This window comes from Inquilinus sp. Marseille-Q2685, from assembly GCF_916619195.1.
Taxonomy (GTDB): domain Bacteria; phylum Pseudomonadota; class Alphaproteobacteria; order DSM-16000; family Inquilinaceae; genus Inquilinus.
In genome coordinates this window covers 76,788-96,891 of sequence record NZ_CAKAKL010000015.1, presented here as the reverse complement: position 1 = coordinate 96,891, position 20,104 = coordinate 76,788, and the positions used below count along the sequence as shown (strand labels likewise).

The following is a 20,104-nucleotide window of genomic DNA, read 5'->3' as shown; positions in this document are numbered from 1 at the left end:
CTCCCCTTGCGGGAGGGGGGCAGGGGGAGGGGTTTGGCGCCGCCGCAACCGATGTCGAGCGTCGCCGCAGTCCGGCAGAAATCCTCGGAATCGTACGCCGGCTCTCGTCATCGACACCCCCTCCCCCTACCCCCTCCCGCGGGGGGAGGGGGAGGATAAAAATCCACGGCGGAGCGCAGGAGTGATTCTGAAAAGGTATCGCAAGCGGAGAGGCAATCTGTTCGCAGGCCGGCCGATCGGTGTGACAGCCGGCCGGAGCGCCCCAGCCCTATCCCCGCTTCCGCAGCCAGTGCGCGATCTCGCCGACGATGCCGCGGCGGAACAGCAGGACGACGACGACGAAGATGGCGCCGGTCACCACCGTCACCGGCAGGGCGGATTCGGCCAGGTAGTTCTGCAGCGTCACCACCAGCCCGGCGCCGACCACCGGGCCGACCAAGGTGCCGATGCCGCCCAGCAGCGTCATCAGGATCACCTCGCCCGACATCTGCCACTGGATGTCGGTCAGCGAGGCCAGCTGGAACACCAGCGCCTTGGTGCCGCCGGCCAGGCCGGCCAGCGCCGCCGACATGACGAAGGCGGTCAGCTTGTAGGCGTCGACCCGGTAGCCCAGCGAGACGGCGCGGGGCTCGTTCTCGCGGATCGCCTTCAGGATCTGGCCGAAGGGCGAGTGCACGATGCGCCAGATGACGAAGAAGCCGAGGCCGAAGATCGCCAGCACGACGTAGTAGAAGGTCAGCGACTCCGACAGGTCGAACAGGCCGAACATGCGGCCCTGCGGCACCGACTGGATGCCGTCCTCGCCGCCGGTGAAGGGCGCCTGCAGCGCGACGAAGAACACCATCTGCGACAGCGCCAGGGTGATCATCGCGAAGTAGATGCCCTGGCGGCGGATGGCCAGGAAGCCCATCACCAGCCCCATCGCCGCGGCGGCGGCGGTGCCGGCCAGGATCGCCGCCTCCGGCGGCCAGCCCCAGACCTTGGCGGCATGGGCGCTGACATAGGCGGCGCCGCCGAAGAAGGCGGCGTGGCCGAAGGACAGCAGGCCGACATAGCCGATCAGCAGGTTGAAGGCGCAGGCGAACAGGGCGAAGCACAGCAGCTTCATCAGGAAGACGGGGTACAGCACGTAGGGCGCGCCGAGGGCGAGGACCGCCACCGCCAGGGCGACCGCGATCCTCGTGCCGTTCAGGGCTTCCGCCCGGCCCTGATCGATCGCCGCCATCTCAGCGCTCCCGCCCGAACAGGCCGGCGGGGCGGACCAGCAGCACCAGCGCCATGATGACGAAGACCACGATGTTCGAGGCCGGCGGGTAGAACACCTTGGTCAGCCCCTCGAAGATGCCGAGCGCGAAGCCGGTGACGATGGCGCCGAGGATCGACCCCATGCCGCCGATCACCACCACGGCGAAGACGACGATGATCAGGTTCGACCCCATCAGCGGGCTGACCTGGTAGACCGGCGCCGCCAGCACCCCGGCGAGGCCGGCGAGGCCGACGCCGAAGGCGTAGGTCAGGGTGATCATCCGCGGCACGTTGATGCCGAAGGCCTGGACCAGGGTCGGGTTCTCGGTGGCGGCGCGGAGGGTGGCGCCCAGCGGCGTCTTCTCGATCACGAACCAGGTGGCGAAGCAGATCACCAGCGAGGCCAGGACCACCCAGCCGCGGTAGATCGGCAGCACCATGAAGCCGAGATTGACCGCGCCGGTCAGCATCGCCGGCGGGCTGTAGGGCTGGCCCGAGGTGCCGTAGAGGCTGCGGAACAGCCCCTCCAGGATCAGGGTGACGCCGAAGGTGAGCAGGAGGCCGTAGAGCGGGTCTAGCCGGTAGAGACGCGACAGGAACAGCTTCTCCAGCACGATCCCGGTGATGGCCACGGCGATCGGCGCCAGCACCAGCGCCGGCCAGTAGCCGATGCCGAGGAAGGTCAGCAGCATCCAGGCGGCGAAGGCGCCCAGCATGTACTGCGCGCCATGGGCGAAGTTGATGACGTTGAGCAGGCCGAAGATCACGGCCAGGCCCAGGCTGAGCAGGGCGTAGAAGGAGCCGTTGATCAGCCCCAGCAGCAGCTGGCCGAACAGCACCTGGGTCGGGATGCCGAGCAGCGGGATCATCGAACCGCTCCTTGCCGTTCCGGCCTGTCAGTCCCCAGCCCTCCGGCACATTCCGATTGCCTCTCCCGCTTGCGGGAGAGGTCGGAGCCGCGCCAGCGGCTCCGGGTCAGGGCCAACGGCCGTGACCCCGGGAACCGAGGCCTCAGTATCGTGAGCGGATCATCCGCTTGCTCGCGGCAGGGCCGTGCTCTCGGCGAGACCGCGACGCCCCTCACCCGGTCTCGCTTCGCGAGCCCGACCTCTCCCGCGAGCGGGAGAGGCAATCTGTTCTCGCGTCCAGGACCTGTCCGGGCGATCCGCAGATGTGCGAACGCCATAGCCCGCAAGGAGAGGGGAAGAAGCGCGGTCGGGGATCGCATTCCCATCTCAGACCCCCAGCGTCTCATGCAGCAGATCCATCTTGCCGGCCATCTCCTCGCGCCGGATCTCGGCCACCACGCGGCCGTCCTCCATCAGGTAGTGCCGGTCGGCGAGCGTGCTGGCGAAGCGGAAGTTCTGCTCGACCAGCAGGATGGTCATGCCCTGCGCCTTCAGCGTGCGCAGCACCTCGCCGATGCGCTGCACGATCACCGGCGCCAGGCCCTCGGTCGGCTCGTCCAGCAGCAGCAGGCGCACGCCGGTGCGCAGCACCCGGGCGATCGCCAGCATCTGCTGCTCGCCGCCCGACAGCTTGGTGCCCTGGCTGCCCGCCCGCTCGGCAAGGTTCGGGAACAGGCGGTGGATCTCGGCCAGGCTCATGCCGCCCTCGGCCACCTTCGGCGGCAGCGTCAGGTTCTCCGCCACCGACAGCGAGGCGAAGATGCCGCGCTCCTCCGGCACATAGCCGATGCCGGCGCGGGCGACGCGGTGCGGCGGCGTCGCCATCAGGTCGGTCCCGTCCATCCGGATGGTGCCCTGGCGGCGGCGCAGGATGCCCATGATGGCGCGCAGCGTCGTGGTCTTGCCGGCACCGTTGCGGCCCAGGAGGGTCACGGTCTCGCCCGGGAACACGTCGAGGTCGACGCCGTGCAGCACGTGGCTCTCGCCGTAGAAGCCCTGCAGGCCGCGGACATGCAGGAGAGGGGCGGGTTCAGCCATGGTCCGACCCCATATAGGCCTCGCGCACCCGCGGGTCGGCCGAAACCTCGGCGTAGCTGCCCTCGGCCAGGATCTCGCCGCGCTGCAGCACCGTGACCCGGTGGCACAGGTCGGCCACCACCGAGAGGTTGTGCTCGACCATCAGCACCGTGCGGTCGGCCCCGACCTTGCGGATCAGCTCGGCGATGCGGCCGATCTCCTCATGGCCCATGCCGGCCATCGGCTCGTCCAGCAGCAGCATCGGCGGGTCGAGCGCCAGGGTGGTGGCGATCTCCAGCGCCCGCTTGCGGCCGTAGGACAGGTCGACCGCGGCGGTGCGGGCGAACTCCGTCAGGTTCACCGCCTCGATCAGCTCGAGGGCGCGCGTGTCCAGCCGGCGCAGCACCCGGTCGGAGCGCCAGAACTGGCGCGACAGGCCTTCCGGCCGCTGCAGTGCCACCCGGACGTTCTCCAGCACCGTCAGATGCGGGAACACGGCCGAGATCTGGAACGAGCGCACCAGGCCGCGGCGCGCCACCTCGGCCGGCTTCAGCCGGGTGATGTCCTCGCCCTTGAAGGCGATGCGGCCGGAGGTCGGCTGGTGGAACTTGGTCAGCAGGTTGAAGACGGTGGTCTTGCCGGCGCCGTTCGGGCCGATCAGGGCGTGGATCGTGCCCTCGCGCACGCTCAGGTCCACGCCCTTGACCGCGATGAAGCCGCGGAAGGCCTTGGTCAGGCCCTCCGCCACCAGGATCGGCTGGGAATCCGCCATCAGCCGTCTTACTTCTTCGCCGTCAGCGGGCAGCCGCTCTCCTGCGGGTTCAGGAAGGCCTGGTCGCCGGGGATGGTGGCCAGCAGCTTGTAGTAGTCCCAGGGCTTGCTGCTCTCCGACGGCGCCTTGACCTGGAACAGGTACATGTCGTGCACCATGCGGCCGTCCGGCTGGACCTTGCCGTTCTTGGCGAAGACGTCGTCGACCGGCAGCTCCTTCAGCTTGGCCGCGACCTTCTCGCCGTCGTCGGTGCCGGCGGCCTGCACCGCCTTCAGATACTGCAGCACCGAGGAGTATTCCGAGGCCTGGACCGAGTTCGGCATGCGCTGGGTGCGCTCGAAGAAGCGCTGGGCGAAGGCCCGGCTCTCGTCGTTGCGGTCCCAGTAGAAATCCTCGGTCAGCACCAGGCCCTGCGACGCCTCGAGGCCGAGGCCGTGCACCTCGGCCAGGGTGAAGAGCAGGCCGGCCAGCTTCTGGCCGCCGGCGACGATGCCGAACTCCGCCGCCTGCTTGATCGCGTTGGCGGTGTCGAGCCCGGCATTGGCCAGGCCGACCACCTTGGCGCCGGAGGCCTGGGCCTGCAGCAGGAAGGAGGAGAAGTCGGTGGTGTTCAGCGGGTGGCGCACGCTGCCCAGCACCTTGCCGCCCTTGGAGGTGACGAACTTGCTGGTCTGCTCCTCCAGCGAATAGCCGAAGGCGTAGTCCGCGGTCAGGAAGAACCAGCTGTCGCCGCCCTGCTCCACCAGCGCGCCGCCGGTGCCGACCGCCAGCGCATGGGTGTCGAAGGCCCAGTGGAAGCCGGTGGTGGTGCAGGCCTTGCCGGTTAGGTCCGCGGTGACGGCGCCGGAGGTGATGGTGACCTTGTGCTTCTCGGCCGCCAGCGCCTGCACCGCGAGGGCGACGGAGGAGGTGGTGAGCTCGCTGATCATGTCGACGCCGTCGACGTCGAACCACTGCCGGGCGATGTTCGAGCCGATGTCGGGCTTGTTCTGGTGGTCGGCGGAGACGATCTCGATCGGGGCGCCCAGCACCTTGCCGCCGAAATCCTCGACCGCCATCTTCGCGGCCTCGACCGACCATTTGCCGCCGTAATCGGCATAGACGCCGGACTGGTCGTTCAGGACGCCGATCTTGACCACGTTGCCCGAGACCTGGGCCGCGGCCGGCCAGGCCAAGCCTGCGGCCAGCAGCCCGACAGCAACAGCGTTCCGCTTCATGGTGCCTCCCGATGACGGTGCATTCGCCAGGATTTTAAGTTTTCGGAACCCTGCCTGAGTCGGGGCGGGCGGTGCAATCGCCTTTTCGCAGTGCGGGAGGAAATCCGTTACTGTCTTCCGGTTCGAGCGGAGGAGTCCGATGCGGAACACCCTGATCGGCCTGGCCGTCCTCGCCGGGGCCGGCCCCGCGGCGGCCGGCGAGATCGCCAGCGCCTACACCGATCTCGATTTCGGCCGCGACTGCGCCACCGTCGCCATGGCCGGGCCGGATGACGGCGACTGGCAGGATTTCGTGTGCAGCGGCTGGCGCGGCTACCCGGTGCTGCTGTCGATCGCCGACCTGCGGGCTTCGGCCTTCTACGGATTCCCGCCGGCAGGCGACCGGCCGTTCGAGACCTTCGCCGCCTTCAACGCCGTCGGACCCAGGATCGAGTGGCGGATCGAAAACGAGGGCGACCGCAGCACGCCCTTCGCCACGATCCATCGCTGGACGGTCGAGGGGGCGGAGGGGCAGCGGACCGAGGTGCTGGTGGTGTCCAGGGTCGCGCAGCTGGCGGACCGGCAGGGCTGCGTCGTCGGGCTGGTGACGGCCAGCGGCCATCCCGAGGCCAACGAGGCCGCCCGCAGGCTGGCCGACGAGCGGGCGCGGAGCTTCGCCTGCGGCACCGACGCGCCGGTGGAGGTCGGCCGGCCGCCGGGCTTCGGAAGCCCTAGGACGAGCGGTTCGCGGGCGGCGCCGAGATGATCAGATAGTATTCCGCCGGCCCGGATGTGCGGTTCTCGAACCAGTGTTCGACGTCCGCCTCGAAATACAGGCAGTCACCCTCGTTCAGCACAGTCTCGTCGTCCGGGGTCGCGACGACCACGTGACCGCGGGAGACCACGACGTGCTTGCCGGTCCCCGACGGGTGCGGCGGCGAACGGCCGGTCGACGTGTTCGCCGGCAGATGGTGCAGAACGACCTCGACGGTCATGCCGGGCATGTTCGGTGACAGCAGGGAGCGTTCGAACCCCGTCTCCGGATCCCGGAACACCTGGCGCTGATCCTTCGTCACGAGCGCGAAGGCGCGGCGCGTCGGCGCCTCGTCGCCGACAAGGGACGAGAATGAGGCGCCGAGAGCGTGCGCGATCTGTTTGGCGACGCCGATGGTCGGGCTCTTCTCTCCCCGCTCGATCTTGGACAGCATCGCCCGGCTCACCCCGGACAATCGGGAGAGCTGTTCAAGCGTGAGAGTCTTCTGCTCGCGGAGGGTTCGGACACGGTCGCCGAAAGCGCTGGCGGCATCGCGTGCCCCGGGCCGGGCTTGTCCAGAGTTCCTCAAGTGGCTGCGCTTTCCGCTCGCGTGCTTCGGCGGCCATCCTAGATACGGGGCGGGCGCATGTCACCCGGGCGGCCGGCGCCGAGGCGCCCACGGGATCAGAGCGGCAGGAACCGATAGGCCTGACCGGCGCGCTCGACAGACCCGACGCCCGGGAAATCGAGATGCGCACCGGCGACGAACACGCCGCGCCGCGCCGTGCGCTCCAGCAGCCTCCGTCGGGTTGAACGCGCCTGACCCTGATCGGCATCGAACTCCCAGGTCAGCTCCGGCCTTTCGAACTGGATCGAGGGCACATGGATGAGATCCCCCCAGATCAGCAGAGTCTCGCCTCCGCCCGACACCTCGAATGCGGTGTGTCCGGCTTCATGGCCATGCGCCTGAACGGCGGTGATGCTGTCGCTCAGCCTGAAGCCGTCCCCGAACGGCAGACGCGACCGGCGAAACCGGGAAAGCCGTTCGTACCCGTCGAACATCGACACTTCCTCTTGCGGAACGAGCAGCCGCCGGAGGTTGGGAAAGGCATCCGAGCCGTCGGCGGCCACCAGGCCGTGGACGTGGTCCGCATGGGTGTGCGTGACGGCGACGGTCCCGATGCTCTCACGCGCCACGCCCGCCTCGGCCAGCGCATCGAGCAGCAAGCCCATCGTCGGCAGCCACGCATTCGCCGCGCCCGTATCGATCAGCACATGCTGGTCGCGATCGATCACCAGAAAGGCGTTGACCGACAGGCGGAGGTGCCCGTCGACCAGCCTCACCTGGGCCGGCATGTCCGATCCGAAAGGACGGTCGCCCGCCTGGCGCAGGCGGCTGGGCGGCATGTCCACATGGCCGTCGCGGAGGGCGATCACGGTGAGATCGCCGAATTCGTAGCGCGCGAAGTTCGTGCCGGACGCCGTCCTTTTCAGACGCGGCTCACCGGCCGAGGCATCGTTCTGCGAAGCGGCCGCACCGGCCGCTCCCGGACTGTTGCGATGTGTCATGGCGCCAAAGCCCTCAGATGACGGCACGGTTCGCTTCCATGGCGACGGCCGTGCCGAGGCCGGATCCAACCTAGGGTGTCTTCTATAGCAGAATTTAATCTCCTATAGAAGAATTTCCCTCAGTTCACCCCGCGCCCCGTCGCGAAGATCATCAGCCGGTCGAACAGCGCCGCCGGGATCAGCCGCTTGATCCAGAACACCGCCTTGGAATCGGCACCCAGGCGCAGCCGCGCCGGCATCCGCCGCGCCTCGGCCAGGCGCAGCAGCCGCGCCGCCGCCCGGCCGCTGATCGCGGCCGCGCGCTCCGGCGCCACCCCGCCCAGCGCCGCCCGCCGGGCCGCAGACCGGTCATATGCGCCGCGATAGGGCGAGTCCGCCGCCGGCACCGGGTGGTCCAGCCGGGCGTTGAAGCCGGTGTCGTGGCGCCCGGGCTCGACCGCGCAGACCTGCACGCCATGCGGCGCCAGCTCCAGCCGCAGCGCCTCGCTGAAGCCGGACAGGCCGTGCTTGCTGGCGCAGTAGATCGTCATGAAGGGCGTGCCGATGAAGCCGAGCACCGAGGAGATGTTGATCACCCGGCCGCGCCGCTGCCGCAGCGCCGGCAGCAGGTCGCGGGTCAGGAGGATCGGCGCCTCGAGGTTGGTCGCGATCTGGCGCCGGATCTGATCGTCGTCCAGCGCCTCGACCGGGCCGTAGAGGCCATAGCCGGCATTGTTGATCAGGCAGTCGAGGCCATCGGCCACCGCAGCGGCCGCCGCCGCCCGCTGCGCCGGGTTGGTGACGTCGAGCGTCAGCACGGTGACGCCGGGGATCGCCGCCAGCGCCGCCGCTTCCGGCCGGTCGGCGGGGCCGCGCAGCGTCGCCAGCACAGACCAGCCGGCGGCGGCGAAGCGCTGCGCCGCGGCGAAGCCGAAGCCGGAGCTGCAGCCGGTGATCAGCACGGTCTTCATGCGTCCTCTCCCACCGCTCGTGCCGAGATGCCGTGCTTGCGCAAGAGGTGCCGCAGCTGGTCGTAGCCGAGGCCGAGCGCGCCGGCGGCGCGACCCTGGTGCCCGCCATGGGCCTGCAGCGCCGCCTCCAGCCAGCGTTTCTCGACCGCCGCGATCTCCGCCCGGAAATCATAGGGCAGGGGCGGCGCGGCGGCGGGAGTCTCGGCTCCGGCGCCGGTCTGCTGGCCTTTCGGCCGCCAGGGCGAGGCGAAGGGGTCCAGCACGATCTCCACCACCGTCTCGCCCGGCGGCGTGCGATAGACCGCGCGCTCGACCGCGTTCTTCAGCTCGCGGATGTTGCCGGGCCAGGGATGGCCCTGCAGCGCCGTCATGGCCGCGGGAGCGAACCCCGGGAATCCCGGCCGGTCGAGGACATGGGCCATTCCTTGAGCGAAATGCGCGGCCAGCAGCGGGATGTCCTCCGGCCGGGCGCGCAGCGGCGGCACGGTCAGCACGTCGAAGGCCAGACGGTCCAGCAAGTCGCCGCGGAAGCGCCCGGCCGCGACCTCGCCCGGCAGGTCGACATTGGTGGCGGCGACGACGCGGACGTCGACCGTCATGGCCTGGGTGCCGCCGACCCGCTCGATCTCGCCGTACTCGATCGCGCGCAGCAGCTTCTCCTGCACCCGCAGGCTGGCATTCGCCAGCTCGTCGAGGAACAGGGTGCCGCCGTCGGCGCGCTCGAACCGGCCGACATGGCGGCGGACCGCCCCGGTGAAGGCGCCGGCCTCGTGTCCGAACAGCTCGCTCTCCAGCAGCTCGGGCGACAGCGCGGCGCAGTCCAGCTTGACGAAGGGCCGGTCCCAGCGCGGGGAGAGGAAGTGCAGCCGCGCCGCGATCAGCTCCTTGCCCGTGCCGCGCTCGCCGATCACCAGCACCGGCCGGTCCAGCGCGGCCGCGGCCGAAACCCGGTCCAAGAGGTCGACGAAGGCGGGCGCCTCGCCCAGCAGATGCGGCAGACCGTCGACCATGGGTTCCTTTCGGCGAAATGTTCCGAAGAATTGGAAATTCCCGCCGAAGGATCAAGGGCTGATCCGAGCGAAGCGGCGGAAACCGGCGGATTCGACTTTGGCACGGGCTTTGCAACCCAGGGGGATGACCCGAACGCATCGGGCTTGAGGAGGACCAATGAGCTACGGCTTCGACCCGACCGGCACCCGCTTCCGCACTGGCCGCAGCGCCGGAACCGCCGACTGGCGCCGCACGGGCGAGCGCCTGCTGGCCTGGATCAGCAGCCGGCCGACCGAGAACTGGGTGTTCTTCGGCGCCGGTGTGCTGATCGCTTCCCTGTTCCTGTAACAGCCCGCCCGCAAACTCGCCCCGGCGGCCGTCTGACGTGGCTTTCCGCGCTTCCGGTGCTCACGGACCTTCATGTCCGCTGCGCTCCGGTTCTCGAAACCCACGCCAGCCGACTCACCAGGACGAGCTTCCGGGCAGACCTTATGGATCGAAAGAGGACCGTGTGATGGGTATCTTTTCCCGCCTTGGCGACATCATCAACTCCAACATCAATTCCATGCTCGACCGCGCCGAGGATCCCGAGAAGATCGTCCGGCTGATCGTGCAGGAGATGGAGGACACGCTGGTCGAGGTGCGCGCCGCGGCCGCCCGCTCGATCGCGGAGAAGAAGGACATCCTGCGCAAGGTCGACCAGCTCGAAGCGGCGCAGGCCGAATGGCAGCGCAAGGCCGAGTTGGCGGTCGAGAAGGGCCGCGAGGACCTAGCCAAGGGCGCGCTGGTCGCCAAGGCCCAGGCCGCGACCGCGGCCGACCTGCTGCGCCGCGAGCTGGAGACGATCGAGGCCGCACTGGCCAAGACCAACGAGGATCTCGGCCGGCTCGAAGCCAAGCTGACCGAGGCCAAGAACAAGCAGAAATCCTTCGCCATCCGGCACGACGCGGCGCGCGACCAGATCCGCATCCGCACCCAGTTGCATGACGGAAGGATCGACGAGGCGCTGGCCCGCTACGAGCAGATCGAGCGCAAGATCGACACGCTGGAGGGCCAGGTCGAGTCCTTCGATCTCGGCCGGCGCAAGACGCTGCAGGACGAGTTCGCCGAGCTCGAAGCCGAGGGCGGCGTCGAGAAGGAGCTGCAGGCGATCAAGGCCCGCCTCGGCCGCACCGGCGGCTGATCGCTTTCGTCAAACCGGCCCGGCGTCTTCCGCCGGGCCGCAGACGCAAGGACAACCATGTTTCACGCCTTCTTCTTCGTCCCGGTCATCCTCTTCCTGGTGATCGTGGCGCCGATCTGGCTGGTGCTGCACTACGTCACCCGCTGGCGGTCGACCCGGACGCTGTCGCGCGAGGACGAGCGCATGCTGGTCGACCTGTGGGAGAGCGCCAAGCGGATGGAGCTGAGGATCCAGACACTCGAGAAGATCCTCGACGCCGAGGCGCCGCAGTGGCGGAGGCCGACGCCGTGACCGACCGCTTCACCGAATCGCCGAACCCGCATCGCCTCTACCGCGATCCGGACAACGGGGTGTTCCTCGGCGTCTGCGCCGGGATCGCCGCCTATTTCGGGGTGTCGCCCGGCAAGGTCCGCTTCGGCACCGTCGTCCTGGCGTTCATCTTCTTCCCGCACATCCTGATCGCCTATCTGGCGGCGGCGGTGTTCCTGAAGCGCCGGCCGAGGCTCTTGTATCGCAGCCCGGACGAGGAGGTGTTCTGGCGCTCGGTCTCGGTCCAGCCGGCCGACACCTTCTCCGCCATCCGCCACAACTTCCGCGAGCTGGAGCAGCGCCTGGTGGGGATGGAGCGCTACGTCACCTCCAGCGAGTTCAAGCTGAACCGGGACTTTCGCGACCTCGAAGGTCGTTGAATCTCCGGATCCACCCTGAAGAAAGGAGCCAGAAATGGCCGCTTCCTACCGACCGGACTACGACATCGTCTCGCCGCGCGGCACGCGCGGCAGCCTGAGCACGGTCGGCCATGTCGTCTATGCCATCTACGCCGTCTCGCTGTTCACCGCCCTGCCGATGCTGATCGGCGTGGTCATCGCCTATCTGGCGCGCGGCGACGCCCGCGGCACCGTCGGCTGGGACCACCTCACCTGGGCGATCCGCACCTTCTGGGCGTTCCTGCTGCTCGGCCTCCTGTTCGGCGCCCTGACCTGGGTGCTGGTCGGCTGGCCGCTCCTGGGCCTGCTGTGGCTGTGGACCGTCTACCGCGTCGTCCGCGGCTGGATGGCCGTCGCCAACCGCACGCCGCTGTACCGCTGACCCCGATGCATCGCTGAAACCAGGCCGGCGCCGCCGGCCGTCTGAGGAGGGATCGTGATGGGTTCGTTGCAGACCTTGGCCTTCCTGGCGGGACTGGGCACCGCCGATCCCTCCGCGGCGGAGCTGGCGGCGCCGATCGATCTCTCCGGGGTCGACACGGTGGTGGTGACCGGCGGCGGCCTGTCCGTCACCGCCACCACCGATCCCGGCCGGCCGCTGCTGGCGACGCTGCAGCGGTCGGAGGACTGCGCCGCGACCCTGCGGGTCGAGGGCCGCGTCCTGACCGTCGATGTCCGCGAGCAGTCCTCGGTCTGGCCGCGCGACTGCCGGCCGTCGCTGTCGCTCAACCTCCGGCCCGGCGCTGACCTGTCCCTGCGGCCGGCCGCGGTCTCGGCCACGCTGAGCGGCCGTTTCGGCGCCGTCGCGGTCGAGGTCCAGGCGGCCGAGCTGTCGCTGGCCGGCCAGGCCCGGACGCTCGACCTCTCGGCCCGGGCGCTGCAGGCAACGCTGCGCGCCAACGATCCGGGCCAGGCGATCCGCATCCAGGCCGACGCCGCCGATCTCGACCTCGGCTTCCGCCGCGGCACCCCGGTCAGCTATCAGGTCGACGCCCGGATGTCGGTCGTCGACAGCACCATCCCCGCCAGCGCCGTCGACCGGCCGCTGGTTTCGATCAAGGGCGAATTTGTCCGCGCCCGCATCGGCTACGCCGACTGAGCCTGGCGCACGGCGCCGGCCATCCCAGCATCCGCAGGTCCGATGCCGCGCCCCGTGGGGGCATAAAAGGGGGGGAATCGTGAGGATCCTGGCCTCGATGCTGGCGGCCGTGCTCCTGCTCGCGGCAGGACCGGCCGGTGCGGTCGGCTTCCAGCGAGCGACCGCGCCCGACCCGGACGACCGCCCGCTCGCCATCGGCATCTGGTACCCCAGCGACGCGGCGGTGCCGGAGCAGCCGAACACCCCCTTCGGCCAGGCGCTGGCGCTGGACGCGCCGGTCCTGGGCGACCGGCTGCCGCTGGTCGTGATCTCCCATGGCAGCGGTGGGTCGCTCGGCAGCCATGCCGGCCTGGCCAAGACCCTGGCCGAGGCCGGCTTCGTGGCGGTCGCGGTCACCCACACCGGCAACAACCGCAAGGACAACAGCTATCCGGCGGCGCGCCGGAACCAGGACCGGCCGCGCCATGTCAGCCGGGTGCTCGACTCCATGCTCACCGGCTGGTCCGGGCACGACCGGCTCGATCCCTTGCGGATCGGCATCTTCGGCTTCTCGGCCGGCGGCTTCACCGCCCTGGTGGCGATCGGCGGCACGCCGGATCTGCGGCTGCTGGTCGAGCACTGCCGGCAAGTTCCTGAGGAGCCGGCCTGCGCCGCAGGAGAGAAGAACAGTTCCGGCACGAGGCCGGCCGGGCGCCCCGCCCCCGTCTGGACCCATGATCTGCGCATCCGGGCCGCCGTGATCGCGGCGCCGGGCCTGGGCTTCGCCTTCGACAAGGCCGCGCTGGCCGCGGTCGCCGTGCCGGTCCAGCTCTGGACCGGGACCGCCGACAGGGTGGTGCCCGAGGCGACGAACGCCGCGCCCGTGCGCCAGGCCCTGCCGGTGCCGCCCGACTATCATCGGGTCGAGGGCGCCGGCCACTATGCTTTCCTGGCGCCTTGCAATCCGCGCCTCGAGCTGGCGGATCCCAAGGTCTGGGCGCGGGCGTGCGTCGATGCCCCCGGCTTCGACCGGGCCGCCTTCCATCGGCAGCTCGACAGCGATGTCGTCGCCTTCTTCCGGGGCCATTTCGGAGCCGATCCCTGACGGCTGGCGCCCCTGGAGATTTCCTTGGTCATTCTCCCGTTGTGCTTGTCGAAAGTAACCCAATGGGTTATTGTCCAAGCATGCACAGCGTCGTCGAAACGCCGATCTTCACTCGTCGTGCCGACGCTCTGCTGTCGCCCGAGGACCGGGCCGATCTGATCACGATCCTCGCCCTGACTCCGCGGGCCGGTGCCTTGATCCCGGGACTCGGCGGCATTCGCAAGATGCGGTTTGCGCCTTTGGGCCGGGGCAAGAGCGGCGCATTTCGGGTGATCTATTATCTGCTGGACGACGACACGCCGGTGCTGGCCCTGCTGCTCTACGGCAAGAACGAACAGATCAACCCGTCTGCCGAGCAGCGCAGGGTCATGCTCCGATTGGTCGAGATGTTGAAGGATGAGGCGCGGAAGCGCCGAGGGCATGGGAGAATCGACCGATGACAAAGCGTAGGGGTAAGGCGATCGATCTGGCCGACGAATTGGTGGCCTCACTGGAGCAGGCCGTCGCCATCGTCAAGGGCGACATGGCGGCCGGCCGCGTTCACGAGCCGGTCGAGATTCCGGACGTCGACGTGCGGGCGGCGCGCCGCCGGCTCGGCATGAGCCAGCCGGCCTTCGCCGCCGCGTTCGGCGTCGCGCTGCCGACTTTGAGGAAATGGGAGCAGCGCGTCCGCCGGCCGGAAGGACCGGCACGGGTCTTGCTGCGCGTGATCGAACGCGAGCCCGACGCCGTGCGGCGCGCGCTGGCGGGCCACGCGACATCGGATCCGCAGGGATGAACGTGAAGCCGATCCGCATCTTGTCGGCCCGTTCCCTTGCAAGTGCCGGCTATCGTCCTTAAAACAGACAATAGACACACCGATCTGCCGGCCAGATCCGGCGGCCGGCGCGTCTGTTGTCGTGTCCGGCTTCGTTCCGGGTCGGCAATCTTTACGGAAAATTGACATGGAGATGTGACCGCGCATGGCGCCGCAGACCATCGACTCGACTGCCTTCGCCGACAGTATTTCCGGCATGGCCCTGTTCCTCGACGTCGATGGCTGTCTGATCGACTTGGCGGAGCGGCCCGAGGACGTGGTGGTGCCGCCCGGCCTGATCGGCGATCTCGAGCGGCTCTCCGCCCGGGTCGGCGGCGCCCTCGCCCTGGTCTCCGGCCGGGCCATTGCCGATCTCGACCGGCTGTTCGCGCCGCTCTCCCTGCCCGCCGCCGGGCAGCATGGCCTGGAATGGCGCGCGACGCCGGCCGGGCCGGTCGAGCGCGTCCCGGTCGACCGCGCGGTGCTCGACCGGCTGGCCTCGTCCCTGGCCGGATTCGCCGCCGCAAAGCCCGGCCTACGGGTCGAGCCCAAGGGGGCGGCGGTCGCGATCCACTACCGCCAGGCGCCGGCCCTCGGGCCGGAGGTGATCGCCTTCGCCGACGCGCTCCTGGCCGGAACCCCGGGCTGGCATGCCCTTTCCGGCAAGATGGTGGTCGAGCTCAAGCCCGACGGCGTCGACAAGGGCGCCGCGGTCGACCGCTTCCTGGAATTGTCCCCCTTCGCCGGCCGCCGGCCGCTGGCCGCTGGCGACGACGTTACCGACGAGGACGCCTTCGCCGCGGCGCTGCGCCGGGGCGGCATCGCGCTCCAGGTCGGCGACAGGGAACCGACCGTGGCGAACCGGCGTTTGCCTGATCCCGCGGCCATGCGCGCCTGGATCGCACGCCTGGCCGCCTCCCGCTGACGAGAAGGGAACGGAATGGGCCGCCTGATCGTGGTCTCGAACCGCATCGCCCCGGTGGAAGAGGGCAAGGCGCCGCAGGGCGGCCTCGCCGTCGCGGTGCTCGCGGCCTTGAAGGAGACCGGCGGCATCTGGCTGGGCTGGAGCGGCAAGCTGGTGGCGGAGGCGACGGCGCAGCCGAAGCTGAAGCGCGCCGGGCCGCTGACCTATGCGATGCTGGACCTGACCCAGGCCGATTTCGACCTCTACTACAACGGCCATGCCAATTCGACGCTGTGGCCGATCTTCCACTACCGGATCCAGCTGACCCATTACAGCCGGGCGGCGGAGGACGGCTACCGCCGGGTCAACGGCCTGTTCGCCGACGCCCTGCTGCCGCTGCTGCGCCCCGGCGACCAGATCTGGGTGCACGACTACCAGCTGATCCCGCTGGGCCGCGCGCTGCGCGACCGCGGCGTCACGGCACCGATCGGCTTCTTCCTGCACACGCCGTTCCCGACGCCCGAGGTGCTGCGCACCCTGCCGACATACCAGGCGCTGCTGCAGGACCTCGCCGCCTATGACGTGGTCGGGCTGCACACCACGCGCGACCGCGACGCCCTGCTCGCCGCCTGGCACCGCAACTGGCGCGAGACCACCGACGGGCGGGTCGAGGTCGACGGCCGCCGGATCGTGGTCGAGGCGTTCCCGATCTCGATCGAGACCGAGGAGATCGCGGCCGACGCCCCGGCCGCCTGGAACATGCGGTCGGCGCACCGGCTGCGCGACAGCCTGGTCGGGCGCGACCTGATCATCGGCGTCGACCGGCTCGACTACTCCAAGGGCCTGCCGCGGCGCTTCGAGGCCTTCCGCACCCTCCTGGAACGCTGGCCGGACCGGCGCGGCCGGGTGTCGTTCATGCAGATCGCGCCGCCCACCCGCAGCGACGTCGCCGAGTACCAGGAGATCCGGCACCAGCTGGAAAGCCTGGCCGGGTCGATCAACGGCGAGTTCGCCGATATCGACTGGGTGCCGCTGCGCTACCTGAACAAGAGCGTGCCGCGCAAGACGCTGCTGGGCTTCTACCGCTCGGCCCGGGTCGGGCTGGTGACGCCGATGCGCGACGGCATGAACCTGGTCGCCAAGGAGTATGTCGCGGCGCAGGACCCGGAGGATCCGGGCGTGCTGGTGCTGTCGGAATTCGCCGGCGCGGCGGAGGAGCTGGACGCGGCGCTGATCGTCAACCCCTTCGACGTCGAGGGCGTGGCCGAGGCGCTGGAGCGGGCCCTGACCATGCCGGTGGAGGAGCGGCGCGAGCGCCACGCCGCGCTGATGCGGGTGCTGCGCGGCAACGACATCGGCCATTGGCGGCGCCGCTTCCTGGCGGCGCTGGAGGGGGCTGCGGCTTAGAGACCGTTTGGAAATGCTACTGGTGCGGCCGTCTGACGCCGGTTTCTGCGCTTCCGGTGCTCACGGACCCAAACGTCCGCTGCGCGCCGGTTCTCGAAACCACCGCCAGCCGACTCACACCAGCGCATTTCCAAACGGTCTCTTAGCGGACTACGGATACCGCTTCCGGATCGAGGCCTTCAGCGTGTCCAGCAGCACCGCCGTCAGCACCAGGGCGCCCTGGATCACCTGCAGGTAGAGCGGCGGCATGCCCATGATGTCGATCGCGGCGTGGATCGCGCTCAGCAGCAGCACGCCGGCAAAGACGCCGGAGAGACGGCCGGCGCCGCCCTTCAGGCTGACGCCGCCGATCACCACCGCGGCGAAGGTCTCGAACAGCATGCCGACGCCGAGATAGGGGGTGACGCGAGCGGTGCCGGCGGCCAGCAGCCAGCCGGCGAAGGCGGCGAGGCCGCCGGACAGCATGAAGGCGATCGTCACCAGCCGGCCGGCCCCGTCCTGCGCCGGTCCCGGCCGGCTGCCGGTCATGCTCAGGCGCCGGCCGAACGGGGTCCTGGCCAGGACGAGGCCGAACGCCACGAACACCGCGACCAAGATCCAGGTCGGCACCGGAACATCCAGGATCGTGCCGGCGCCGACGGCGCGCAGCTCGGCCGGCAGGCCGGACACCGCGCGGTTTCCGGAAGACGCCACCGCCGCGCCGAAGAGAATGACGTAGGCGGCGAGGGTGACGACGAAGGCGTTGACCTTGAACCTCACCACGAGCGCCGCGTTGACCAGGCCGATCAGGCCGCCCAGCAGGATCGCGCCGGCCAGCGTCACCGGCACCACCAGCCAGGGCGGGTCCGGCGCCCATCCCAGCCCGGGGCCCGTGGTGCCGAGGAGCAGAGCCGTCGTCATGGCCGACAGCGCCAGCACGGATTCGATCGACAGGTCCATCTGCCCGGCGATGATCACCAGCGACAGGCCGACGGCGAGGATGCCGACGAAGGTCGACTGCTGCAGGATGCCGGTGAAGGTGCCGGCCTGGAAGAAGCCGGGGATCGTCAGCGAGAACGCCGCCAGCACGGCCAGGAGGATCAGCCAGACGATGTGGTCGAGCACCGGCCCGGCCCAGACGGAACCGCGCCGGTCGGCGGTCGGGGACGCTGGCTGCGCCGCGGTGCGGTCCATCGGCTGGCCTCGGGCAATGGCTGCGGCATTCGCATGTCGAACCCCTTTTCGGCTCCCCTTGCCCGTCCCGCAAGGGGCCTGAAAGGCGCGACGGAGCCGTCGGCGCTACAGATACCGCTTGCGGATCGAGGTCTTCAGCGTGTCCAGCAGCACTGCGGCCAGCACGAGGACGCCCTGGATCACCTGGGTGTAGTGCGGCGGCATGCCCATGACGTTGATCGCGGTCTGGATCGCGGCCAGCAGCAGCACGCCGGCGAACACGCCGGACAGGCCGCCGATGCCGCCCTTCAGGCTGACGCCGCCGATCACCACCGCGGCGAAGGTCTGGAACAGCATGCCGACGCCGAGATTGGCGGTGGCGCCGGCGGTGCGGGCGGCCAGCAGCCAGCCGGCGAAGGCGGCGAGGCCGCCGGCCAGGACGAAGGCGATCATCACCAGCCGGTCGACCTTGATCCCGGCGCGGAACGGCGCCTGCGGGTTGCCGCCCACCATATAGAGGTGCCGGCCGAACGGCGTCTTCCGCAGCATGAAGCCGAAGACGACGAACACCGCGATCAGGATCAGCCCCGGCACCGGAATGCCGAAGAGATTGCTGGTCGAGACGGCGCGGATCTCGGCCGGCAGGCCGAAGACCGACCGGCCGCCGGACGACGCCACCACCGCGCCGCGCAGGGCGATGTAGCCGGCGAGGGTGACGATGAAGGCGTTGATCCTGAACCGCACCACCAGCACGGCGTTGACCAGCCCGACCACGCACCCCACCAGGACCGCGCCGACCAGCGTGACCAGCACCGCCAGCCAGGGCGGGTCCAGCGTCCAGCCCAGCCCGGCGCCGGCGGTGCCGAACAGCAGCGCCGTGACCATCGCCGCCAGCGCCATGGTCGATTCGATCGACAGATCCATCTGCCCGGCGATGATCACCAGCGACAGCCCGACGGCGAGGACGCCGACGAAGGTCGACTGCTCCAGGATGTTGGTGAAGATCCCGGCCTGGAAGAAGCCGGGGATGGCGAGGGAGAAGATCGCCAGCACGGCCAGCAGGATCAGCCAGACCAGGTTGTCGAGCACCGGCTCGATCCAGGCGCGCCGGCCGGCGGTCGGGGAAGCGGACTGGGCCACGGTGCGGTCCATCATCGGTCCTCAGGGAAGGGGCTGCCGCAACTCCCTCCGCCGTCATTGCGACCCCGGCCTTGAGCCGGGGGAAGCAATCCAGGGCAGCACGCGCCGGCCCCTGGATTGCTTCGTCGGCTTCGCCTCCTCGCAATGACGGTGAGGGAGGGGCGCTCGAAGGTTTTCGCCCGTCTCACTTCACCGGCTGCACCGGCGTGGCCGGCGGCTTCAGGTTGCCCCAGAAGCGCGGGTCGTCGACATTGGCCTTGGTGATCGCGGCGCCCGGGATCTTCAGGTTCGGGCCCCAGGATTCGATCGTCAGCTCGGATTTCAGCCCCAGCACGTCATAGGTGCCGGGCTTCAGCTCCTCCTTGGCCACGATCTTGTCGATGAACATCGCCAGTCCATAGGCCTGCGCGTAGAGCGGCTGCTCCACCTCCACCTGCTCCCAGCCCTTGCGGATCAGGTCGAGGCCCACCGGCGCGCCGTTCGAGCTGACCAGCATGACGTCGCCCGGCTTCTTGCCCTTGGCCTCCAGGATCGCGGCCACCGGCACCGCCAGATGCGCGGCATGGACGAAGACCAGGTCGATGTCCGGGTTGGTCAGCAGTTGGTCCGAGGCGATGTTGCCGGCGTTGGTCGCCTCCCATTGCAGCGCTGCCTGGGTGATGATCTTGACATCCGGGAAGGCCTTCATCTTGGCCTCGAAGCCCTTCTGGATGTCGAGCGTGTAGCTGTCGCCCGGGTCGCCCAGGATCTGCAGCACCTTGCCCTTTACCGATCCGTGGCGCGCCTTCAGCAGGCCCTGGATCTGGTCGGCCGCGATCTCGCCGATCTCGACCGTGCCGGCGACCGAGGTCAGGTCGAACGGGGTGCTCTTGATCTGCCGATCGAACACCAGCACCGGGATGCCGGCGGCCCGCGCCCGCTCCACCCCCGGCACCACCGAATCGAAATCGACCGCGGCCAGCACGATCGCCTTCGGCTTCAGCTTGATCACGTCGTCGATCTGGTTCAGCTGCAGGTCGGTGCGGTTCTGGGCGTCCAGCGACACCGTCTCGTAGCCGACCTGCTTCATCGTGCTGGTGATCACCGCCACCGATTCGGTCTGGAACTCGTCCAGCAGCGTCGGCACCAGGTAGTAGACCTTGCCCTTGTCCTGGGCGAAGGCGCCGCCCGCCGCCAGGGTCGCGAGGGCGATCGCGGCCGCCCCCAGGGTCCGTCGCGCAATCCGCATGAT

General features: G+C 69.7%; 24 protein-coding genes. 12 read left to right on the top strand and 12 right to left on the bottom strand.

Annotated features, from left to right (window positions below; translation table 11 throughout):
• Positions 1-268: 268 nt before the first annotated feature.
• The 5 genes from LG391_RS34285 to LG391_RS34265 form a co-directional block, all read right to left on the bottom strand.
• Entirely contained in the window at positions 269-1,225 is a 957-nt protein-coding gene (locus LG391_RS34285) for a branched-chain amino acid ABC transporter permease (protein ID WP_225773619.1), read from the bottom strand.
• 1 nt (position 1,226) lies between these two features.
• Complete coding sequence (locus LG391_RS34280; protein ID WP_225773617.1) at positions 1,227-2,114, bottom strand: branched-chain amino acid ABC transporter permease; 888 nt, start codon at positions 2,112-2,114, stop codon at positions 1,227-1,229.
• Between the two features lie 366 nt (positions 2,115-2,480).
• A complete protein-coding gene (locus LG391_RS34275; protein WP_225773616.1) occupies positions 2,481-3,191 on the bottom strand; it encodes an ABC transporter ATP-binding protein in 711 nt (236 codons plus the stop codon).
• Positions 3,184-3,942 carry an ABC transporter ATP-binding protein gene (locus LG391_RS34270; RefSeq protein ID WP_225773614.1) on the bottom strand — a complete coding sequence of 253 codons (759 nt, stop codon included), beginning with the start codon at positions 3,940-3,942 and terminating at the stop codon, positions 3,184-3,186. The genes LG391_RS34275 and LG391_RS34270 overlap by 8 nt, the downstream gene beginning before the upstream one ends.
• A gap of 8 nt (positions 3,943-3,950) precedes the next feature.
• A complete protein-coding gene (locus LG391_RS34265; protein WP_225773610.1) occupies positions 3,951-5,159 on the bottom strand; it encodes an ABC transporter substrate-binding protein in 1,209 nt (402 codons plus the stop codon).
• A 139-nt stretch (positions 5,160-5,298) separates the two neighbouring features.
• Between LG391_RS34265 and LG391_RS34260 the strand changes: the two genes are divergently transcribed.
• Complete coding sequence (locus LG391_RS34260) at positions 5,299-5,904, top strand: hypothetical protein (RefSeq protein WP_225773608.1); 606 nt, start codon at positions 5,299-5,301, stop codon at positions 5,902-5,904.
• Here the strand turns inward: LG391_RS34260 and LG391_RS34255 are convergent.
• The 4 genes from LG391_RS34255 to pspF all read right to left on the bottom strand — a co-directional run bounded on the left by LG391_RS34255 (position 5,870) and on the right by pspF (position 9,421).
• Entirely contained in the window at positions 5,870-6,481 is a 612-nt protein-coding gene (locus LG391_RS34255; RefSeq protein ID WP_225773606.1) for a helix-turn-helix domain-containing protein, read from the bottom strand. The genes LG391_RS34260 and LG391_RS34255 overlap by 35 nt on opposite strands.
• A gap of 95 nt (positions 6,482-6,576) precedes the next feature.
• On the bottom strand, positions 6,577-7,461 hold the full coding sequence (locus LG391_RS34250) for an MBL fold metallo-hydrolase (RefSeq protein ID WP_225773605.1): 885 nt from the start codon (positions 7,459-7,461) through the stop codon (positions 6,577-6,579).
• A 119-nt stretch (positions 7,462-7,580) separates the two neighbouring features.
• Complete coding sequence (locus LG391_RS34245) at positions 7,581-8,411, bottom strand: SDR family NAD(P)-dependent oxidoreductase (RefSeq protein ID WP_225773603.1); 831 nt, start codon at positions 8,409-8,411, stop codon at positions 7,581-7,583.
• Positions 8,408-9,421 carry a phage shock protein operon transcriptional activator gene (gene pspF / locus LG391_RS34240; protein ID WP_225773601.1) on the bottom strand — a complete coding sequence of 338 codons (1,014 nt, stop codon included), beginning with the start codon at positions 9,419-9,421 and terminating at the stop codon, positions 8,408-8,410. Before pspF ends, LG391_RS34245 begins: the two co-directional genes overlap by 4 nt.
• A 157-nt stretch (positions 9,422-9,578) precedes the next feature.
• On the opposite strand from pspF, the gene LG391_RS34235 reads away from it, so the two are divergent.
• The 11 genes from LG391_RS34235 (at position 9,579) to otsA (ending at position 16,581) form a co-directional block, all read left to right on the top strand.
• Positions 9,579-9,749: a hypothetical protein gene (locus tag LG391_RS34235; RefSeq protein ID WP_225773599.1), complete on the top strand. Its 171-nt coding sequence runs from the start codon at positions 9,579-9,581 to the stop codon at positions 9,747-9,749.
• 166 nt (positions 9,750-9,915) lie between these two features.
• Positions 9,916-10,584, top strand: a complete 669-nt coding sequence (gene pspA, locus LG391_RS34230) for a phage shock protein PspA (protein WP_225773596.1) — start codon at positions 9,916-9,918, stop codon at positions 10,582-10,584.
• 57 nt (positions 10,585-10,641) lie between these two features.
• Positions 10,642-10,875, top strand: coding sequence for an envelope stress response membrane protein PspB (gene pspB / locus LG391_RS34225; protein ID WP_225773594.1), 234 nt, complete (start codon positions 10,642-10,644; stop codon positions 10,873-10,875).
• The gene (gene pspC, locus LG391_RS34220) at positions 10,872-11,273 is read left to right on the top strand and encodes an envelope stress response membrane protein PspC (RefSeq protein WP_225773592.1); all 402 of its coding nucleotides are present in this window, start codon (positions 10,872-10,874) and stop codon (positions 11,271-11,273) included. Before pspB ends, pspC begins: the two co-directional genes overlap by 4 nt.
• Before the next feature lie 34 nt (positions 11,274-11,307).
• On the top strand, positions 11,308-11,673 hold the full coding sequence (locus tag LG391_RS34215) for a hypothetical protein (RefSeq protein WP_225773590.1): 366 nt from the start codon (positions 11,308-11,310) through the stop codon (positions 11,671-11,673).
• A gap of 57 nt (positions 11,674-11,730) precedes the next feature.
• Positions 11,731-12,390, top strand: a complete 660-nt coding sequence (locus tag LG391_RS34210; protein WP_225773588.1) for a hypothetical protein — start codon at positions 11,731-11,733, stop codon at positions 12,388-12,390.
• 79 nt (positions 12,391-12,469) lie between these two features.
• Positions 12,470-13,474, top strand: a complete 1,005-nt coding sequence (locus LG391_RS34205; RefSeq protein WP_225773586.1) for a hypothetical protein — start codon at positions 12,470-12,472, stop codon at positions 13,472-13,474.
• An 80-nt stretch (positions 13,475-13,554) separates the two neighbouring features.
• The gene (locus LG391_RS34200; protein WP_225773584.1) at positions 13,555-13,914 is read left to right on the top strand and encodes an addiction module toxin RelE; all 360 of its coding nucleotides are present in this window, start codon (positions 13,555-13,557) and stop codon (positions 13,912-13,914) included.
• Positions 13,911-14,252: a DNA-binding transcriptional regulator gene (locus LG391_RS34195; RefSeq protein ID WP_225773581.1), complete on the top strand. Its 342-nt coding sequence runs from the start codon at positions 13,911-13,913 to the stop codon at positions 14,250-14,252. Before LG391_RS34200 ends, LG391_RS34195 begins: the two co-directional genes overlap by 4 nt.
• A gap of 184 nt (positions 14,253-14,436) precedes the next feature.
• A complete protein-coding gene (gene otsB, locus LG391_RS34190; RefSeq protein WP_225773579.1) occupies positions 14,437-15,195 on the top strand; it encodes a trehalose-phosphatase in 759 nt (252 codons plus the stop codon).
• Between the two features lie 15 nt (positions 15,196-15,210).
• Entirely contained in the window at positions 15,211-16,581 is a 1,371-nt protein-coding gene (otsA, locus tag LG391_RS34185) for an alpha,alpha-trehalose-phosphate synthase (UDP-forming) (RefSeq protein ID WP_225773577.1), read from the top strand.
• A gap of 150 nt (positions 16,582-16,731) precedes the next feature.
• On the opposite strand, the gene LG391_RS34180 is transcribed toward otsA, so the two are convergent.
• The 3 genes from LG391_RS34180 to LG391_RS34170 form a co-directional block, all read right to left on the bottom strand.
• The gene (locus LG391_RS34180; protein ID WP_225773575.1) at positions 16,732-17,754 is read right to left on the bottom strand and encodes an ABC transporter permease; all 1,023 of its coding nucleotides are present in this window, start codon (positions 17,752-17,754) and stop codon (positions 16,732-16,734) included.
• Between the two features lie 105 nt (positions 17,755-17,859).
• Entirely contained in the window at positions 17,860-18,888 is a 1,029-nt protein-coding gene (locus LG391_RS34175) for an ABC transporter permease (RefSeq protein WP_225773574.1), read from the bottom strand.
• 169 nt (positions 18,889-19,057) lie between these two features.
• Positions 19,058-20,101 (bottom strand): sugar ABC transporter substrate-binding protein, encoded by a 1,044-nt coding sequence (locus tag LG391_RS34170; protein WP_225773573.1) that lies wholly within the window; start codon positions 20,099-20,101, stop codon positions 19,058-19,060.
• Between the last annotated feature and the right edge of the window lie 3 nt (positions 20,102-20,104).

Bases quoted from the DNA above. Each gene is read 5' to 3' on its own strand.
- LG391_RS34285 (WP_225773619.1), bottom strand. From the start codon at position 1,225: ATGGCGGCGATCGATCAGGGCCGGGCGGAAGCCCTGAACGGCACGAGG.
- LG391_RS34280 (WP_225773617.1), bottom strand. From the start codon at position 2,114: ATGATCCCGCTGCTCGGCATCCCGACCCAGGTGCTGTTCGGCCAGCTG.
- LG391_RS34275 (WP_225773616.1), bottom strand. From the start codon at position 3,191: ATGGCTGAACCCGCCCCTCTCCTGCATGTCCGCGGCCTGCAGGGCTTC.
- LG391_RS34270 (WP_225773614.1), bottom strand. From the start codon at position 3,942: ATGGCGGATTCCCAGCCGATCCTGGTGGCGGAGGGCCTGACCAAGGCC.
- LG391_RS34265 (WP_225773610.1), bottom strand. From the start codon at position 5,159: ATGAAGCGGAACGCTGTTGCTGTCGGGCTGCTGGCCGCAGGCTTGGCC.
- LG391_RS34260 (WP_225773608.1), top strand. From the start codon at position 5,299: ATGCGGAACACCCTGATCGGCCTGGCCGTCCTCGCCGGGGCCGGCCCC.
- LG391_RS34250 (WP_225773605.1), bottom strand. From the start codon at position 7,461: ATGACACATCGCAACAGTCCGGGAGCGGCCGGTGCGGCCGCTTCGCAG.
- LG391_RS34245 (WP_225773603.1), bottom strand. From the start codon at position 8,411: ATGAAGACCGTGCTGATCACCGGCTGCAGCTCCGGCTTCGGCTTCGCC.
- pspF (WP_225773601.1), bottom strand. From the start codon at position 9,421: ATGGTCGACGGTCTGCCGCATCTGCTGGGCGAGGCGCCCGCCTTCGTC.
- LG391_RS34235 (WP_225773599.1), top strand. From the start codon at position 9,579: ATGAGCTACGGCTTCGACCCGACCGGCACCCGCTTCCGCACTGGCCGC.
- pspA (WP_225773596.1), top strand. From the start codon at position 9,916: ATGGGTATCTTTTCCCGCCTTGGCGACATCATCAACTCCAACATCAAT.
- pspB (WP_225773594.1), top strand. From the start codon at position 10,642: ATGTTTCACGCCTTCTTCTTCGTCCCGGTCATCCTCTTCCTGGTGATC.
- LG391_RS34215 (WP_225773590.1), top strand. From the start codon at position 11,308: ATGGCCGCTTCCTACCGACCGGACTACGACATCGTCTCGCCGCGCGGC.
- LG391_RS34210 (WP_225773588.1), top strand. From the start codon at position 11,731: ATGGGTTCGTTGCAGACCTTGGCCTTCCTGGCGGGACTGGGCACCGCC.
- LG391_RS34200 (WP_225773584.1), top strand. From the start codon at position 13,555: ATGCACAGCGTCGTCGAAACGCCGATCTTCACTCGTCGTGCCGACGCT.
- LG391_RS34195 (WP_225773581.1), top strand. From the start codon at position 13,911: ATGACAAAGCGTAGGGGTAAGGCGATCGATCTGGCCGACGAATTGGTG.
- otsB (WP_225773579.1), top strand. From the start codon at position 14,437: ATGGCGCCGCAGACCATCGACTCGACTGCCTTCGCCGACAGTATTTCC.
- otsA (WP_225773577.1), top strand. From the start codon at position 15,211: ATGGGCCGCCTGATCGTGGTCTCGAACCGCATCGCCCCGGTGGAAGAG.
- LG391_RS34180 (WP_225773575.1), bottom strand. From the start codon at position 17,754: ATGGACCGCACCGCGGCGCAGCCAGCGTCCCCGACCGCCGACCGGCGC.
- LG391_RS34175 (WP_225773574.1), bottom strand. From the start codon at position 18,888: ATGATGGACCGCACCGTGGCCCAGTCCGCTTCCCCGACCGCCGGCCGG.
- LG391_RS34170 (WP_225773573.1), bottom strand. From the start codon at position 20,101: ATGCGGATTGCGCGACGGACCCTGGGGGCGGCCGCGATCGCCCTCGCG.